This is a genomic window from Labilibaculum sp. DW002, from assembly GCF_029029525.1.
Taxonomy (GTDB): Bacteria; Bacteroidota; Bacteroidia; order Bacteroidales; family Marinifilaceae; genus Paralabilibaculum; species Paralabilibaculum antarcticum.
Genome location: NZ_JAKJSC010000001.1, coordinates 2,718,018 through 2,736,422 on the forward strand (window position 1 = coordinate 2,718,018; position 18,405 = coordinate 2,736,422).

11 protein-coding genes are annotated in these 18,405 nt (G+C 35.5%); 3 read left to right on the forward strand and 8 right to left on the reverse strand.

From position 1 onward, the window contains the following. The 3 genes from L3049_RS10790 to L3049_RS10800 form a co-directional block, all read right to left on the reverse strand. On the reverse strand, positions 1–1,290 hold the full coding sequence (locus L3049_RS10790) for a tyrosine-type recombinase/integrase (RefSeq protein WP_275109818.1): 1,290 nt from the start codon (positions 1,288–1,290) through the stop codon (positions 1–3). Between the two features lie 480 nt (positions 1,291–1,770). After that, the gene (locus L3049_RS10795; RefSeq protein WP_275109819.1) at positions 1,771–2,076 is read right to left on the reverse strand and encodes an MscL family protein; all 306 of its coding nucleotides are present in this window, start codon (positions 2,074–2,076) and stop codon (positions 1,771–1,773) included. Between the two features lie 11 nt (positions 2,077–2,087). Then, a complete protein-coding gene (locus L3049_RS10800; protein WP_275109820.1) occupies positions 2,088–4,310 on the reverse strand; it encodes an APC family permease in 2,223 nt (740 codons plus the stop codon). A gap of 195 nt (positions 4,311–4,505) precedes the next feature. On the opposite strand from L3049_RS10800, the gene L3049_RS10805 reads away from it, so the two are divergent. From L3049_RS10805 to L3049_RS10815, 3 genes are all read left to right on the forward strand, one after another. Next, complete coding sequence (locus tag L3049_RS10805; protein ID WP_275109821.1) at positions 4,506–5,354, forward strand: oxidoreductase; 849 nt, start codon at positions 4,506–4,508, stop codon at positions 5,352–5,354. A gap of 108 nt (positions 5,355–5,462) precedes the next feature. Beyond that, positions 5,463–6,533, forward strand: coding sequence for a lysylphosphatidylglycerol synthase transmembrane domain-containing protein (locus L3049_RS10810; RefSeq protein ID WP_275109822.1), 1,071 nt, complete (start codon positions 5,463–5,465; stop codon positions 6,531–6,533). A gap of 393 nt (positions 6,534–6,926) precedes the next feature. Further along, positions 6,927–8,813 carry a DUF4114 domain-containing protein gene (locus L3049_RS10815; RefSeq protein WP_275109823.1) on the forward strand — a complete coding sequence of 629 codons (1,887 nt, stop codon included), beginning with the start codon at positions 6,927–6,929 and terminating at the stop codon, positions 8,811–8,813. A 49-nt stretch (positions 8,814–8,862) separates the two neighbouring features. Here L3049_RS10815 and L3049_RS10820 read toward each other — a convergent pair whose 3' ends face one another. The 5 genes from L3049_RS10820 to L3049_RS10840 all read right to left on the reverse strand — a co-directional run bounded on the left by L3049_RS10820 (position 8,863) and on the right by L3049_RS10840 (position 18,284). Continuing rightward, positions 8,863–9,840 (reverse strand): hypothetical protein, encoded by a 978-nt coding sequence (locus L3049_RS10820; RefSeq protein ID WP_275109824.1) that lies wholly within the window; start codon positions 9,838–9,840, stop codon positions 8,863–8,865. 74 nt (positions 9,841–9,914) lie between these two features. Then, positions 9,915–11,186 carry a phosphoribosylamine--glycine ligase gene (gene purD / locus L3049_RS10825; protein ID WP_275109825.1) on the reverse strand — a complete coding sequence of 424 codons (1,272 nt, stop codon included), beginning with the start codon at positions 11,184–11,186 and terminating at the stop codon, positions 9,915–9,917. Between the two features lie 167 nt (positions 11,187–11,353). Continuing rightward, complete coding sequence (locus tag L3049_RS10830) at positions 11,354–11,971, reverse strand: polysaccharide deacetylase family protein (RefSeq protein ID WP_275109826.1); 618 nt, start codon at positions 11,969–11,971, stop codon at positions 11,354–11,356. Next, on the reverse strand, positions 11,971–15,030 hold the full coding sequence (locus L3049_RS10835) for a glycosyltransferase family 117 protein (RefSeq protein ID WP_275109827.1): 3,060 nt from the start codon (positions 15,028–15,030) through the stop codon (positions 11,971–11,973). Before L3049_RS10835 ends, L3049_RS10830 begins: the two co-directional genes overlap by 1 nt. Positions 15,031–15,218: 188 nt before the next feature. Continuing rightward, positions 15,219–18,284 carry a glycosyltransferase family 117 protein gene (locus L3049_RS10840; RefSeq protein WP_275109828.1) on the reverse strand — a complete coding sequence of 1,022 codons (3,066 nt, stop codon included), beginning with the start codon at positions 18,282–18,284 and terminating at the stop codon, positions 15,219–15,221. Positions 18,285–18,405 lie beyond the last annotated feature (121 nt).

Here is an 18,405-nt window from a genome sequence, read left to right on the forward strand (position 1 = left end):
TCAATCAAATTTTAAAAGTTTATTCGCATTTTTCACACTCTCTTCTTCATTCAAACTATCAATATATTTACCTATTACTTTTAAACTAGAATGTCCCACATTTTCTGTAATTGTATGTATATCGACACCAGCTCTTAAGGAAGCTGTAACGTAAGAATGGCGGGCATAGTAAGTTGTTATTGTTGCATCAATATTAAGCTTTACCCCAATTTTTTTCATATATTTATTTACCTGCTTGGTAAACTGCTGAACTTTACGCTTTACCTCCTCCTCATTGGGTTTTCCATCCAAAACAGGGAAGATAAATTTATCCAACTCTCGAGGGAATCTTCCCCATCTTTCAATGATCCTCTTATTCATTTCAATCAAGGCAATAGAAATTGGTCGAGCTGATCGATTTGTATTTTTTGTCTTTTCACGGCTAAAACGAATGTGATTGCCATCAATATCTTTATACTTCAGGAGGCAAAGATCTTTCATATTGATACCATTACCGAGGTATGAAAAAACCCAAATATCACGATAATAATGTTCTGGAGATCCTGGTTCAGGCACATACATTATTATCTTCTTCAGATCGTCTAGACTTAAAGCTTTTTTGGTATTGTTTCCTTCGGGGGCTTGATACTTTCCCCTTTTCACATCTCCAAAAGGATTTTTATCATTGCCTATAATTCCATCTGCTATAGCATCATTGAATATCTTTTTTAATGGCCGACAATAAATCCCTACAGTTGTCTTACTGTGTCCTTTATCAAGTATCCATTTCTCATATTGTCTTAAAAAAGTTGGAGTAATCGTTTCAAATGAAATTGAATTCTTTCCATGAAATTCTTTCAGCTTTTTCATTGAGTAGGTATAGTTATCCCTTGTCCCTATTCTTTCTTCAGAATTTAGAACGTCGATATACTGATCGTAATAAGCATATACACTTTTCATATCAGAACGCTTCTGTGTAAATCGTTCTTTAAATTCAACAAATGAAAAACCGTTCATTTCACAAATGACAGCATAAGCCCTTTTTAAATATTGATGAACGACAATTCTCTTTTCTGTTAAATCTTTATTTAACCTACTACCCTTACTTAATTTTTCGTATTCCTCTTGTGTTACTGCAATCTTTGTTGAATAGTATTTATAAATTCTTTCATGAATAATTCTTACTTTTATCGTGTAAGAACCATCCTTGCGTTGCTTGTCCGTATCGAGCACTGCAACCAAAGAAACTCCTTTGTCACTTTGTAGTATTTCTTCATTAACATCTGGAAGGGAAATCCAATCTAAATTCATAATGATTTTATTTTTTCGCAAACAGATTCGCAAACTCTTTCATTTGAAACCATATTTTTTACGATTATATCCATAACAAACCTAGCTAAAACATTGAATAAATCCAATAACAATAGGCAATAAAGAAAAATGATACAATTCAGATTTTTGACTGGCAGTCAAGAGGTCATCGGTTCGATTCCGATATTCTCCACACTAAAGATAAGGCGTTTGCGGGCTTCCACCGTAGGCGCTTTTTTTGTACTAATATGGCGAACTACACTCTAAACAATGACAATACATTATATTGTCGTTTCTCCTAAATACAATCTGAAATCACAAGCTTAGAACCAAAAACAGATTAACCTTAATTAACATCTTTTAGGATTTTCAATCCAGATAGTTTTCATAAGTTTGTATCATCCTTTCCGAAAGGATTAGGTTTTCATAGATTAAAATGGGTTAGATTAAGTCCGGGGTGGTTCCCGGACTTTTCATTTTCTATTGTTTCTTAATTCTCAGGAGTTTCTTTACAAGTAAAAACACTATAAAAGATAATATTCCAAAGTGTAAAAGTGAACTCGTAAAAGGTCCCCAGCCGAACTCAAACAACCAAATTTTCCATGTTGCAGTTCTCCATGTACCATCAGGAATTAAAGGATTTAGCAATGGCATAAACATATTGGAAACAAAAGATTTTACCAATTCATTAATTGCTTGTCCCATTACGAATGCAACGCCAACTGATACAATTTTGTATTCTTGTATAAACGCTCCAAACTCTTTCCAAAACGATTCTTTTAACATTTTAACGCTTTTTATTCTATTGTTTTTTGACTATTCGCATTAATAAATAGGATGTTTCCTATTTCATTATACCCCTTAAATAATTCAACTTTTTCGTGCTTTAATGTTTCTCCTCTAAAGCCAATAATGGTTAATCCAGCTTGCGCAGATTTTTCATTTATAATCTCTTTTGTTGCTACATTTTCTTGTTCCAGAATAATTTCAATGTTTGAATTACTAATTGGCAAACGACCAGATACAACTAATTCATCTAATTGCGCACGTGTTGATTCGGCATTTTCTTTTTTGCAGATGTTAAATATTTTTATATCTGCTTTTTTCCAATCAGGATGTCCCGCAATAATAAAACTTAAAAGAATCATTAAATTAGCATTATCAGCATCACTTGGTTTAATCCAAATATGAATATCAGATTTCAACTTAAACGTTCGGTTTGAACTTCCAAGGACACAAAAATCAAAATTCCCTGCATTTGCCAAAGCATAGTTCTCAATAATTTCCTCTAAATTTTCAGCACTCGATTTATCGTACTCGAAAATCACCATATTATTTTCCATACCAGCAACTCCCGGCAACTGAATAGCCTGAGCAATGGCTGAGGTATAGGATGGTGAAATAATTGTATCGACAAAAACATGATTTTCCATTTTATCAAAACCGCTAATTAATTTATCGAGCTCAACTTGCGATTGCTTGTAAGTTGCTTTAGAATAATAACCTTCAATTCGATGCAAATAGGTGCCAAAACCATATTTATAAGCAATCCAATTCAATAACTTAAAGGCCGTATCTCGTTCAAAAGAATCTTTCGAGATACAAATAGCACTTGGACGCCACTCTTGTACGCGTTTCTTTCCTGCTTTTTGCAAAAAAACCTGCACGTTTCTATTTAATTGATATAAAGAATTTAGGAAAATAGAAGCCAAACCATGCCTGTCTTTATGGTATCGATTAATCAGCAAATAAATAAGAGTCATTACTATTACCGCTGCAAATGCATATAAGGTATTGATTTTAAACATGACCCAAACAGAGGTAATAAATCCAACTAAAGACAACAACCATCTTGACTTGAAGGATGGACGATAACTGGGTGAGGAACCAAAATGATTTAAAAAGGAAATCAAACAAAGTGCCCCGTAAGTCACCATAAAAAACATAGATATCACCTCGGCAACCGCATTAATATCGCCAAGAATAACAAAAAACAGAGCAATCAAACAGGTCACAAGAGAAGCATTAATTGGCTCACCATCTTTTTGTCGCCCCTTGGCTAACCAACTATTTAATCCTCTGGAAGGTAAAGATCGGTCAACCGACAGAGCCTGCAAAGTTCGAGGAGCAACCATTACGGAACCCAAAGCCGATGAAATAGTTGAAGCGGCTAATCCTAGAGGAATGACAATAGCTCCACCCAATGCGATTTTACTCATAATCAACTGATGCTCCAATAAATCTTCAGCACTTGCAAATTGGGCTAATTTGTAAACGACAAGCACATAAATAACCATGCCTATAAAGGTTGCTGCTGTAGTTCCCCATGGAATAGATTTAGATGGATTTTTTAAATCTCCGGATAAACCAACACCAGCCGTCATTCCCGTAAAAGCAGGAAATATAATTGCAAAAATCACAAAGAAATTATCCGAATTTCTGAATTCTCCTTTAAATACACTAAAGTCAGATACAGCAGCATGTGGTGTATCTCCAAGAAAAAAAAGCAATAGAGATGCAAAAAGAATAGCAACAACAAAATAAAGTGCTTTCACACCAAGATTGGCTCCTTTTTTCAATATCAAAACAGACAACAGTAACATGGCTGGAACAGAAATAAGCTGTCTCGGCAAACTCATGTTGTAATTGGTTTGAATCCAATTAAAAACTGGCTCAAATGCTTCGGTAAAAGCAATCACATAGAAAGCAACCGAAATGGCTTGAGAGAAAAATAAAGCTAAGCCAATTGTTGCCCCTATATTTAATCCGAATGATCTGGAAATAATAAAATATTCACCTCCTCCTTCTACACGCTTATTGGTAGCTAATTCAGAAATTGCGAAAGCCGTTGGTATGGTAACCAAATGTCCCAAAACAATAATTAGGATAACACCCCAAAAACCGACTGTTCCAACTGCAAAACCAAATCTTAAAAATAAGACAGCACCCAAAATGGTTGAGATCGCTGTAAAGAATACGGGTGCAGTTCCAAACTTTCTACTTGTTGCTTTTGATGACATAATTTGGTAGATCTAAGTTTGTTTACTAAAAATAACAAAATTTCAATTAGTTTAAATAGAAATGATTTACCTCATTCTCAATTTATAAAGGTCAATTATTCAAAACAAACACCTGCCAATTGAAATAATCTCTATTTCTACGTATCTTCTCTCCCCTTTTCAATCCAAACATATATCCTTTAGAATATTTCCAATATGAATGAAAAAATAGTTTTAATTACAGGCGCCTCATCAGGTATTGGGAGAAGTACTACTGCACTTTTTCTAAAAAAAGGATATACCGTTTATGCCAGTGCTCCAAGTACCGACCAAATGAATGAATTACAGGTAAATGGAGCTCATCTGATAAAATTAGACATCAGTAATAAAAAAGATTGCCAGAATGCAATTGACCATATCTTAAAAGAATCGGGTAAAATTGACATCCTAATAAATAATGCTGGATATGGTTTATATGGTGCCATAGAAGATGTTCCAATCGAAGCTGCGCGGAAACAATTTGAGGTTAATTTATTTGGATTGGTTGAGCTCACAAAATTAATTTTACCAAGTATGAGGAATAATAGTAAGGGTAGAATTATTAACATCAGTTCCATTTTAGGGGCAATGACTTTACCAATGGGCGGTTGGTACCATGCCTCAAAATATGCACTTGAAGGAATTACCGATTGCCTTAGACAAGAAGTTAAAACTTTTGGAATAAAAGTAATTTTAATTAATCCTGGTGCAATTGAATCCAATTGGGCTGAACTAGCTTTTTCTCATGCTGTAAGGAATTCTGGAGATTCTATATATAAGGAACAAACAAATAAATTAAATGAGTTGTTCAAAAAATCAAAAATTCTGGAAGGAAAAGCAGATCAAGTTGCCCAAGTAATTGTAAAGGCAAGTGAGAAAAAAAGACCTAAAATCAGATATCTCGTACCTTTTCATGCCAAATTTGTTTGGTTCATTAGAAGAATCAGTAATGAACAACTTTTCAAATTCATTAGCTCCAAACTGATAAAATCTATTGTATTTAATTCAAAGCCTGAAGTAAAATAAACATTGACACATGTTATTTTGTATTTAGACATTTTTAACAAATTATTCATTAAAACATTGTTCTCTAAAAACTTAAAATCCGTAAGTTTAATCCACTAAAAAAATAAAATGGAAACAAAGCAAGCCGATAGCCAGAAAAAACTACTCGATGGCGTTCGCCCTAGTAGAATAGTTTATCCAATAATAATTGGATTTGCGGCTGTTGTGTACTTGCTAATAAAGGAAGTTGATGGCAACACTTTATCCTTAATTGATTTTTCTTGGTATTCTTTATTCTGGATATGTATTGCTCTTGTTATGATGTTGATTCGTGATTTAGGCTACATGGCTCGATTGCGAATATTAACCGATCAGACTTTTTCTTGGCGACAAGCATTTCGCATTATTATGCTTTGGGAATTTACATCAGCAATTACTCCTTCGGCAATAGGAGGCACATCTGTTGCAATTCTATACTTAAATAAGGAAGGATTAAAGGTTGGAAGAAGTTCTGCTGTTGTTATGTCGACTTCTTTCCTCGACGAACTCTATTTCATTTTAATGTTCCCTTTACTAATCCTCTTTTTAGATATTCATCAGTTATTCATGATAACATCGCCAGAACATTCACTTTGGCTCGACTCTCTATTGTATTTTGCCTTAGGTGGCTATCTAGTTAAGATGGTTTACTTTATTGTATTAACCTACGGTCTGTTTTGGAACCCAAGAGGACTCAAATGGCTATTACTTTGGATATTTAAACTTCCCGTACTACGCAAATGGAAACATGGTGCGAACAAAGCAGGAAGTGATATTATTGAAAGCTCGAAAGAACTTCGAAGAAAACCTTTTCTTTTTTGGATGAAAGCTTTTATGGCGACCTTTTGGTCCTGGACAGCAAGATATTGGGTAGTTAATGTTATCTTACTTGCTTTTATGTTTCAAGGATACTCCATTACGGAACACATCATGATTTTTGCCAGACAATTGGTCATGTGGATTATGATGCTTGTAAGTCCAACGCCTGGAGGAAGTGGATTTTCTGAATGGGTCTTCACCAAATATCTGGGTGAATTTCTACCTTCGGCAGGAGTCGCTGCAAGTATGGCATTGCTATGGCGACTCATTTCCTACTATCCGTATTTATTTATTGGCGTATACATCCTTCCTAGATGGATAAAAAAACATTTTAGAAACTAATACGTACTCTTTTACTGAACAATATTATAAGTAAAAAAATCTCTATTTTCATTTTTGAAAAAATGAAAACATGCTCGCCTCACACAAATATTTAGATAACAATAAACTAATTAATCTCGTATACTTGATTTGTAAATCAGGTGAATACGACTTAAAGCTAGTGAAAGAAGGGTATTGAGAAGGTAAAAGACATTACTTTTATTCGAAAATTAACTCAACTAAATCTATCACTACAATCATTTAAACAACAAAGCTTTAAGGATTTTCACCAACAAAAAACAGCATTTCGTCAAAACTTTATGATATTTAACCATAATCTAACATATCAATTAAACCAAACAATGTAACTTGCAAGTCTAAAGAAAATTGCAAGTCACACAACAAAAAATAGTTATGAGAAAATATTTACTTTTATTAACAGCATTGTTCATAATTGTTTCCTCTTGTTCGGACAATAATAATGATAACCAACAAGTCGATCAAAAGAAAACAATTGAAGAAGGTGTTGCAATTAACAACAACTCAGCAGATCTATCTAGCCGAGTAACAGCAAAAAATGAGCTAAAAGTCATTAAGAACCTTCCTGGAAGTTCGACAAAAGAAGGTGCCGAAGGCATTGAGATTGATCTTACTAAAAACTATGCGTTTACATTACGTGCTGAAGTTGAAGCTCCTAAAGTTAAAGGAGAATTCGTTCAATCTACACATGTAAAAATTGTAGATGATATGGCATTTGTGTCCTACAATACAAAAGGAGATAAATACAGTGGAGGTGTTGAACTATTTGATATTTCTGATCCAACAACTCCTGTCTTAAAATCTCAGGCTCTTTTTCCTAACGTTGACGTTAGTTCTGTAGAGTATTATGATGGAGTAATCTATTTAGCAGGTGCTCTTGACCCTGAAAGCGCAGGCTACGTTATGGATTCTCCAGCAATCTTGGTTACTTTAGAATTAAGTAATTCTCAACAAATCATGTCTGTATCTGATCTTATCGATCTTCCTTCTTATGTAGCTACCGACGTTGAAGTTGATGAAGACTATGTATATGTAACTAGTGGTTCTGCGGGTAGCTTAAGCATCCTTAAGAGAAGTGATTTATCCGTAGCTAAAGATGTGGTAATGGAAGATGTAAGATCTTTAAGCATTAACACAGAGAATATATATGCTTTAAGTGCACATGAACACATTCGTTCTTTCACAAAAAACGATTTTACTGAATTAGAAAAAATCGAAGTGCAAGGTCCTATTTCTGAAGAATCAAAAACAGAAATTGATGCAACAGATGATTATATTCTTGCAGCCTTAAATGAATCTGGCTTAGATATCCGCAACCTTGACGGTAGTTTGAAAGAGCGTTTTAATCGCCCAGAGACAGCTGAAGGTGGCTTGGATGAAGATTATGTAACCAACTCGGTATGTTTGAATGAAGAGTTACTATTAATTGGTAATGGAGCTGCTGGAATATATGTTGGCGCTATGATTCCTGAGAACAATGATGACGTTACTTTATTGGGTAGTATGGAATTTGGTTCTTCTGTGAATTTTGTTGAATCTCAAGGAAATTACATTTTTGTAGCTGCTGGTACAGGCGGTCTTAAAATTCTTACCATCTCAATTGACGAAGGTGTGCCAGATGATATTATCCCTACAAAACCTTGCGAAACTCTTGTAGATAATATTATTGCAATGTTCCCTGCAGGAAAAAATAATCGTGCAGACGCAGCCAATGCAGAATTATTTAACGATGAGAATAACTTAATTCTTAAGCTAACTAAAGAATCTCCTGTTTACCTTACTTTCGTTGATGAAGGAGCTGGATGGAAAAACTCTTTGGCTTACTATTCTTACGACAGTGAAAATCCACCAGCAAACGCTGATGAAGTTGAACTTCACATGTTGTTCCCAAATGCTTCGAAAGAAGGCTCTGGCGGAGGACTTAAAGCTGGAGATCGTGTTCAGTTGGGTGATGTGGCATTTGCTGAAAATACAGTAATTGGTTTTTGCTTAATCGCTAAAGGATGGAAAAATGGAACTACTGTTGATGGAGATTATCGTCATTTCACAAACATTGAGTGGAATGAAAATGAAGAAGGTCAAAAACAACAGCACGTTTTATTTAAGGAGCAAAACTGCAAAGATATTGTATTGTGCTTCGAAGATGTAAGATTACCTAGTGGTGATAAAGATTTTAATGATATTATTTTTACAGTTAACGACAACGAAGAAGATGCTAACATAGCAACGGCTTTTGATATGACAAACATTGTTGAGAAGTAAAAATTAAATCTAAATATAGAGTGCCATTTCTTCGGAGATGGCACTTTTTTTATGCTAGAAAATGGATGGAAATACTTGAAAGAACAAGAATATAGAAGAACACCTCACCTATCCATGAATGTTTTTGAAGAACAAAATAATGGCTGGTAATATAAGTAACAGGAATAATACTAATAAAATACTGCTCAACTCCAGATCCTCCAAAAAAGATAAAACTAAAAGCAGAAAAAAGGAAAAAACTTAAGAGCACAATAAAATATTTACGAGAACTAATTTTTTTCTCCTCATAAACAGTTAGCATATAAATAGAGGACATTATCACTAAAAAGCCCAGAATTCCCCAATAAACAAATTGAAATAAAGAGATGCTTGCAAAATCAGTATTGACAGAAAACAAACCACTAATCGCTTGAAAAACAGCTCCTAAACCATCAGTCCAAAAATACCAGAAAAAGGCAAAAAAAAGAGGTGCAATAAATCCCATTAAACCCGCTAAAACCTCTCTCGCTCGCAAATATCCTAAAACGGCTAAAGCAGTCCAAAGCCAAATGATATAGACGCCTGCAAAAAGATAAAAAAGAGTTGCCAAACCTAATAAAAGTCCAGCATTGAAAGACTTGGCCAAAGTAGCTGTACCCTGATAAATTTTAAACACATTATCAATAGCCAGAAACATCAAAAAAGCAGCCGCTAAGGAAGGATGCATTCCTCCCAGAGAAATTGCTCCAGTTCCAATAAATGCAAAAACAAAGGCAGGCAAATCAGTTCGTTGACGAATAAAAATATATTGCTCGTTTAATCGAACCATGCCATAGGCTATTAAAACCAGAAGAACACTTGCGATAATATTAAGTACTAAATTACTTCCTCCCGTAAGGAATAATAACAATTCGTACAGAGGCATTTGAGTTTGCCCCATTGTTAAGGAAACTGGATTGAGAAAAGTTCCCAACCAAAGTAAAATGATAATAACTGGTACGAATACCAGCAATATGGAATGGCGACCTTTGAGTGTCCTTAATAACATGTAGTCTTATTTTCGCAAAGAATATAAAGAACTACCTCATCTGCGCACAAACGAGGTAGTCTATTTTATTTCAATTATTTCAAGTCAAATCCGATATCTTTTCGATAATATTTCCCTTCAAAATCGATTAATTCAGCATTTTTAAACGAATTATCAAGAGCTGCTTGCATGTTGTCTCCATACGAACTAACAGAAATAACACGTCCTCCATTGGTTACGACAGCATCATTCGAATTGGTTGTTCCCGCATGAAATACAAGACTTCCTTCAACTTTGTTTAAATTTTTAATTTCTTTCCCGTTCACGTAAGCTTCTGGATATCCTCCCGATACTAACATCACTGTAGTTACCGTTCTATCGTCCATTTCGAAATTAACTTTGTCTAATTCTTGCTTCGAAACAGCATCCATCAAATCTAATAAATCTGATTTAATTCTTGGGATAATCACTTCTGTTTCAGGATCTCCCATTCGAACATTATACTCAATCACGAAAGGATTGCCATCAATATTCATTAAACCAATAAAAATAAAACCTTTGTAAGGGATATTATCTTTTTGAAGACCTTCAATTGTTGGTACAATTACGCGATCTTCTACTTTTTGCATGAAATCATCGGTTGCAAAAGGCACAGGAGAAATTGCTCCCATTCCACCCGTATTTAAACCAGTATCTCCTTCTCCAATTCGCTTGTAATCTTTTGCCTCTGCTAATGTCTTGTAGTTTTTACCATCGGTTAAAACAAAAACTGACAATTCAATTCCAGCTAAAAACTCTTCAATTACGACAGTGCTACTTGCGTCGCCAAACATTCCGCCAATCATTTCCTTTAGCGATTGTTTTGCTTCCTCTAGATCAGAAATAATCAAAACTCCCTTACCTGCTGCAAGACCATCTGCTTTTAACACATAAGGAGCTTTTAAACCTTCCAAAAATGTTAAGCCGTCTTCTAAATTCTCAGCGGTAATACTTTTATATTTTGCAGTTGGAATATTATGTCGAAACATAAATTCTTTGGAAAAATCTTTGCTTCCTTCTAACTGAGCTCCCAATTTTTCTGGACCGATAACAGGAACTGCTTTTATTGCATCATCATTTAAGAAAAAGTCGTGTATACCGTTAACCAAAGGATCTTCCGGCCCAACAATAACCATATTGATGCCATTTTCAAGAACAAAAGTCTTCACTTTTTCAAAATCGTTTGGGTTGATATTAACATTCTCAGCTAATTCTTCAGTTCCAGCATTACCTGGCGCAACAAACAATTTCTCAAGCTTACTACTTTGTGCAATTTTCCATGCAAATGCATGTTCTCTTCCTCCTGATCCTAATACAAGTACTTTCATTTAATCGTCTTAATTAGCAACCATGCTTGTTTTACAATCAATATTCATTGCGAAACAAGAAATAAATATGGTTTTGTTTATAAAATGGTATTAATAGTTTGATCGAGAGCAAATTTACGTATTCAATTGCAGTTTACCTGATGGAAAAGAAAGGAATTTTTTATTTCTTAATGACAAATATCAAACTCGTACCCTTGAAGCTTTAATTCATCTATTAATCGAGGAACAGCAAAGCGCATATTTTCTTCCGATTTTGCGTGATTGTGGAATAAAATAATAGAACCAGGGCGAACTGATTTTAAAACATCTTGGTAACATTTTTCTGGAGAAATATCCTTTCGATAATCACCACTTAAAACATCCCACATGACAAGTTTGTACTCGGAAAGTAGATGTTTTGCTTGCGCTGATTTAATTTGGCCATAAGGCGGTCTAAACAAGTTTGACTTGATTAAATCATTAGCCATAATCACATTCTCGATATACTTTGACGTATCAACCGACCAACCTTTTAGATGATTATAAGTATGATTTCCCACGGCATGACCATTGTCAAGTATTTTTTGAAACAATTCGGGATGCTTGTACACATTCTCTCCCACACAGAAAAAAGTTGCTTTAACCTCCTTTTCCTTAAGCATATCTAAAGTCCACAAAGTTGATTCGGGAATCGGTCCATCATCAAAAGTGAGGTATACTTTTTTTGCCCCTGTATTGTATCGCCAAATAAAGTTCCGGAAAAAAATCTTGAAAATACCCGGAGCTCTCATCCATCTCAAATTCATCATCCTTTTTTATAGCTTTCTAACAATCGTTTAAACTCCGCTTCTATTTTTTCATTCAATTCCTTATGTTCATACTTCGCTGTTATTCTATACAACTCCTGCAATAAGGCAAAATTTCGATTTTGAAATCGAGGAAATTCCGAAGTAGAAACAGGATTTAAACTTTTGTAATAATCCAATTCATGTACCAATCGATCAGAAATTAAGGAGACCATTTCCCCAGCTTTTTCATATTCTGATGCTCTATAATAAGATTGTGCCAAAAGAATGGATAAATAATCGAAAGGCACTTTTTCATTCGGCACTAAGTCTACACATTTATCCAGAACCTGAACCGCCGAATCTCTCTTCCCCTCATCCATTAATGCCTCCGAAAGGCGAAGGAAATTATTCCTCATATTCATGCACAAACGCGAAGTTGTTTCATCGATATAAACCTCAGGGTCATTCATATTCCCCCACTTGAACTTGGTCATTAGATTGGTGTACATTACATCCGTATTTACGCCACCAATTTGCAAATCGTCCTTTTCGTATTTAATTGGAACCAATTTATAGGCGAAACCCTCAAGTCGAAAATAATCCTCTAGCCCATAATATCCGCTCGACGGCACTGTAATCGAAAAATAAATTGGACGCTCCCAATTGTTCGTCACCAACATATCGTAAAGAATTAAACCACTTTTATCGGTGTAGTTTTTATCCAGCTTCCACTGCATTTGATCTACAATATTTGCACTGTCTATTTCGGCTACCGTTTTCGTATCCAAAACTTGTTGCTTATCTATTGGCAAACGAAATTTACTTGCAGGAAAATGATCAATCCTTTCGTCGTAACCATAAATCTTTTTTGTGCTTTCCTTATCCGAAAGAACATACTCTAAAGCGTCTTTCAAATTCAAGCCTTTGTTTTTCTTTACCCAAGCTTCAAACCGGGGATCATCTACAATGTAAACAACATCACGATTCCCCATCAAATATTTTTCCTTTTCCATTGAGATAGGAAGTCGATATGAATCATAATTGTCCTTTTTCATTTGATCGATATACCAATCGGTAGAAAGATAGCTTAAGTTACAAACACGAACATCAGTTCGAATACCTTCAACTTCCTGCAAATACCAAAGGGGAAAAGTGTCGTTATCACCCATGGTAAATAGAATCGCATTGGGAGCACAGGAGTTTAGGTAATTGTAAGCCAGGTCGTGAGCAAAATAGCGATCCGACCTATCGTGATCGTCCCAGTTTTGTTGAATAAGCAAAGTTGGAACAGCTGCAAAACAAAGAACAAATGCGACAGGAAGAGCTATTACATCCTTTTTAATTCCTTTTTTTGCCAGCTCAAAAACAGCCAACAAACCCAGACCGATCCAAATTGCAAAAGCATAAAATGATCCCGCGTAAGCGTAATCCCTTTCTCTTGGCTGCAGAGGAGGCTGGTTAAGGTACACCACAATAGCCAATCCTGTTAAAAGGAACAAAAGCAATACAACGTAAAAATCTTTTTTCCCTTGTACACTTTTTTTATACTGATATAGTAATCCTGCTAAGCCTAAAAGAAGTGGTAAGAAATAATAGGTGTTATTCCCCTTGTTGTTTTTCATGTGATCTGGTCGTAAGCTTTGATCGCCCAATCGCATATTGTCTACAAGCGGAATTCCTGATATCCAATTTCCATCCAGAACTCCTCCATAGGACTGTTTATCGGTTTGTCGACCAGCAAAATTCCACATAAAATAGCGGAGATACATGTAATTAACCTGATACGAAAAAAAGAATTTAAGATTTTGAGCAAAGGTCGGTTTTGCTTTCTGATCTGCACGAATTCCAGACCATTTAGCATATTCCTCCGGATTTCGACCTGTCATTCCCTTGGTGTACATCCGTGGAAACACCATTTTCTGCGAACTCTTATAATTTGCTTTCTGTTTGGTGTAAGAAACTACATATTTTCCATCCTTTTTAATGTAAACATCCTTATCATCCACATAAGTTTCTTCCTCTAAAGGTGTATTAAAAGACTCCCCATAAACCAAAGGTTTGTCTCCATATTGCTCTCTGTTTAAATAATACAAAAGAGAATATAAATCTTCTGGATTGTTCTGATCTAAGCCTGGGTTTGATGCCGAGCGAATCATGATTAAGGAATAAGACGAGTATCCTATTAAAACGACAGTAAGAGCCGTAAGTAATGTATTTAAAACAACTTTTCCGTGAGCAAGGGTATAACGAATACCCCAAGTTAATGCTGCAGCCAATACAATAATAAAAACAATTGCTCCATAGTTAAAAGGCAAACCAATTACATTCACAAAAAATAGGTCGAATACAAAGGCTACTTTCACAACTCCTGGAATAATAACATACATTGCTCCTCCTAAAAGCAGTAAAGCCACTCCCAATGCTTTTAAAATACCATTCCTACTTGCTTCGTATTTTTTAAAATAGTAAACCATTACGATGGCAGGAATCGCTAATAAATTTAAGAGGTGAACGCCTATCGACAAGCCCATTAAATAGGCAATCAATATTAACCAACGATTAGCATAAGCTTGGCCTTCTTCATTCTCCCATTTTAAGATACACCAGAAAACTACTGCTGTAAATAAAGATGAAGTTGCATAAACTTCCCCCTCAACGGCAGAAAACCAGAAGGTATCGGAAAAAGCATAGGCCATTGCACCAATAAAACCAGCACTAATAATGGTCCAAATTTGTGTTCCTTTTATTTCATTATCAGAAACTACCAGTTTTTTAGCCAAATGCGTAATGGTCCAAAACAAGAATAAAATGGTGAACGCGCTTGCCAATCCAGACATGGAATTAATTAAAACTGCCACATTCTCGGGACCAGAAGCAAAAAGAGAGAAAAAACGAGCCAATATCATAAAAAATGGAGCTCCAGGAGCATGTCCAATTTCCAACTTATATGCAGAAGTTATAAACTCTCCACAATCCCAAAAACTAACAGTAGGTTCAAGGGTTAAAAAATAAACAAGAGCTGCTATTGCAAAGGATATCCATCCTGCAATGATGTTCGTTTTTTGGTACTTACTCATATATCTTTTAAAATAAAGGTTCCAATTTTTAGCTACAAGACACGAAGTTAGCACTTTTAGAGGGAAGAATTGATTTGTATTATGTGAAAATTCCTTAAAGACATTGAGTTTTTATTGCTATAAAAACTTCAAAAAAAAATGGCTGCCTTCGTTCAAGGCAGCCATTGTATATTTCAAATTTTCTTTATTTACTCTACAAAAGTTTTAAAAAGCATTTCAAACTTCAATTGTAAATCTTCTCTCAACTTGGTTTGTTCACCCATATCGGCAAGTCCCAATAACATTTGTACAACTCTTATTTCGCGCTCTTGCTCTGCTCTAAAAGCATTTGCATATTGCGACTCTAAACTTAAGAAGTAATTCAACTTGTCGTAAGATTGTTGTGCCATATCAGATAACAAAACATTTGCTTTATCAGTTGCTCCAGCACGATAATATTCTTGAATAAATCCGATCAGCGTATTGTCAAATGGAATTTTGCTTGTTGGCAATTCTTCCATGCAACGATCCATAATCTTAATTGCTTTATCCTTCTTTCCTTCATCGTTTAAAGCACTCGCCAATCGGCTGTAATTTGCTCTAAAAGACATGATGTTAACAGTTAGGATATGGAATTGATCAACATGTACATCGGGATCTTTAAGACCACCAAAAGTGAATTTATTCATGTAATTATCATACAACAATTCGGTATTTACATGACCCAATTCGTTTCGCTGCGGTTTTGTTTCTATTGGAACCAAACGGTAAGCAGCACCTTCTAGCTGGAAATACTTTTCCAAACCAAGAAAACTATCAACACCCATTCCTACAGAGAAATATATTGGACGTTCCCAATTGTTATTGGCGATGATATCGTAAACCGCGATGTCATTTTTGTACAAATAACTTTTTTTGATGTTCCATTCCAATTTATCCACAACCAAGCCTGCATCTTCAGGCTGAACAGTTCCATTGGAAACAACTTTTGATGAATCAACAGGCACATATACTTTTCTACCTGGGAAATAATGCAATTTCTTACCCGATTGCGTTTCTACAGTAGTCGCTTCGTTATCACTAGCAACAAACTTGATCATTTCACTCAATAACTCAGGCTTGCTTAAACGCTCAACAACGGGCACCTGATCTCGAATTCCTGGTTCCACTTTATCCGCGGTAAGCGTCATCGGTATCAACTCAGAATCGTAAGCTTTTCTACGCATTTGGTTGATATACCAATCACCAGCTAATAAACTAATATTTACAATTCTAATATCTCGACGGATGCCTTCTACTTCTTGTGCATACCAAAGGGGGAAGGTGTCGTTGTCACCGTAAGTGAAAAGTATCGCATTAGGATCGCATGAGTTCAGATAGTTTTTAGCGTATGCTAAGGTTGCATATCGTCCGCCTCTATCGTGATCATCCCAATTTTGTTGAGCCATTAAACCAGGGACAGCAATAAGACAAATCAATGTAACCAAACCTGCCGATGCTAGAGCTGGCATTTTATTTTTAAGGAAATTGTAGAGTCCCAATACACCAAATCCAATCCAAATAGCAAAGGCGTAGAATGATCCGGCATAGGCATAATCACGTTCACGTGGCTGATGAGGATATTGATTGAGGTAAACTACAATAGCTAGCCCAGTAAGTAGGAATAGCAACATAACTACCCAGAAATCTTTTTTGCCTTTTTTTCCTGCATTTAGTTGAAAGAAAATACCGATTAAGCCTAAAATGAATGGTAGGAAGAAATAAGCGTTCCTTGATTTCTTATTTTTTAGCTCAGAGTATAATTTATCCTGATTACCTAATCGCATTTCATCAAGGAATTGTATGCCCGAGATCCAGTTCCCATGTCGGATACCACCATGATTCTGAATATCATTCTGTCGACCAGCAAAATTCCACATGAAATAGCGCCAATACATATGATTGAACTGATAAGAAAAGAAGAATCGTAGATTTGAACCGAAGCTTGGTTTGTAAATGACTTCATCACCAACTTGAATTGGATTGTTCTTTTTTACATTTCCCCAATACTCGTAATCGCGTACATGTCCAGCATTTGAACTGTACATACGAGGGAAAATAGTATTGAATCGAGAATCGAATTCGTATTTTGGTTTGTACGAAGCAATTACATACTTATCCTTTCCATTTTTATCCTTTTTCTGAATATAAACAGGCTTTGTTTCAACCATATCAACAGCTGGAGCATTGTAATACTCTCCAAAAACTAGCGGTCTATCTCCATATTGCTCACGATTCAGGTAAGATAATAAGGAAAATACATCGTCTGGATTATTTTCATCCATAGGCGGGTTGGCTGAGGAACGAATCACAATCATGGCAAATGATGAATACCCAATCATGATCACAATAAAGGAGGTGACAATGGTATTTAAGATGACCTTATTGTGCTTAATTGAATAATTAATAGTCCAAACCATCAAGGCAATCAGGGAAATAGCATAAACAAGCACACCTGTTTTAAAGGGCGCTCCTAAACCATTTACAAAGGCTAATTCGAACCAAGATGCAATTTTAATAACACCAGGAATAATACCATACATGATTACACCTAATATCACAAGAGATATACCTAAAGCAGCAAGAATACCATTTCGGGTTGGTTCATGTTTTTTGAAATAGTAAACAAATACAATAGCAGGGATTGCCAATAGGTTTAGAAGGTGAACCCCAATTGAAAGCCCCATTAGATAGGCAATCAGAATAATCCAACGATTGGCATATTTCTCATCGGCAACATTTTCCCATTTCAGGATAGCCCAAAACACAACAGCCGTAAACAAAGAAGACAGAGCATAAACCTCACCTTCAACAGCTGAAAACCAGAATGTATCAGAGAAGGTGTAAGCTAGTGCACCAACCATTCCTGCACCTAATACTGCAACGCCGTTTGCAAGACTAATCTCACCATCTTTTACAAATAGTTTTTTAGCCAGATGAGTGATAGTCCAGAATAAAAACATGATGGTAAATGCCGAAGCAAGTGCTGACATCAGGTTAACCATGAGAGCTGCGTACGATGGATCTGGTGCGAATAATGCAAAGAAACGTGCAATAATCATAAAAAGCGGTGCCCCGGGTGGGTGACCAACCTGAAGACCATTAGCGGAGGTAATAAATTCTCCACAATCCCATAAACTGGCAGAAGGTTCCATGGTTAAGGCATAGGTGATGGCCGCAACAGCAAAAGCCAGCCAGCCTAACACATTGTTAACCAACTTGTAATTAGATTTCATCTTGTGTTTATTTTTGTTTTGATATTCTTTTGTAGGATAATATTTGGAACGAAAATAGTCAATTTTAAGAGTTCCCCCCGAATTATGTCTGAAAATTTTACATTTTTTGTTTGAGCAAAAA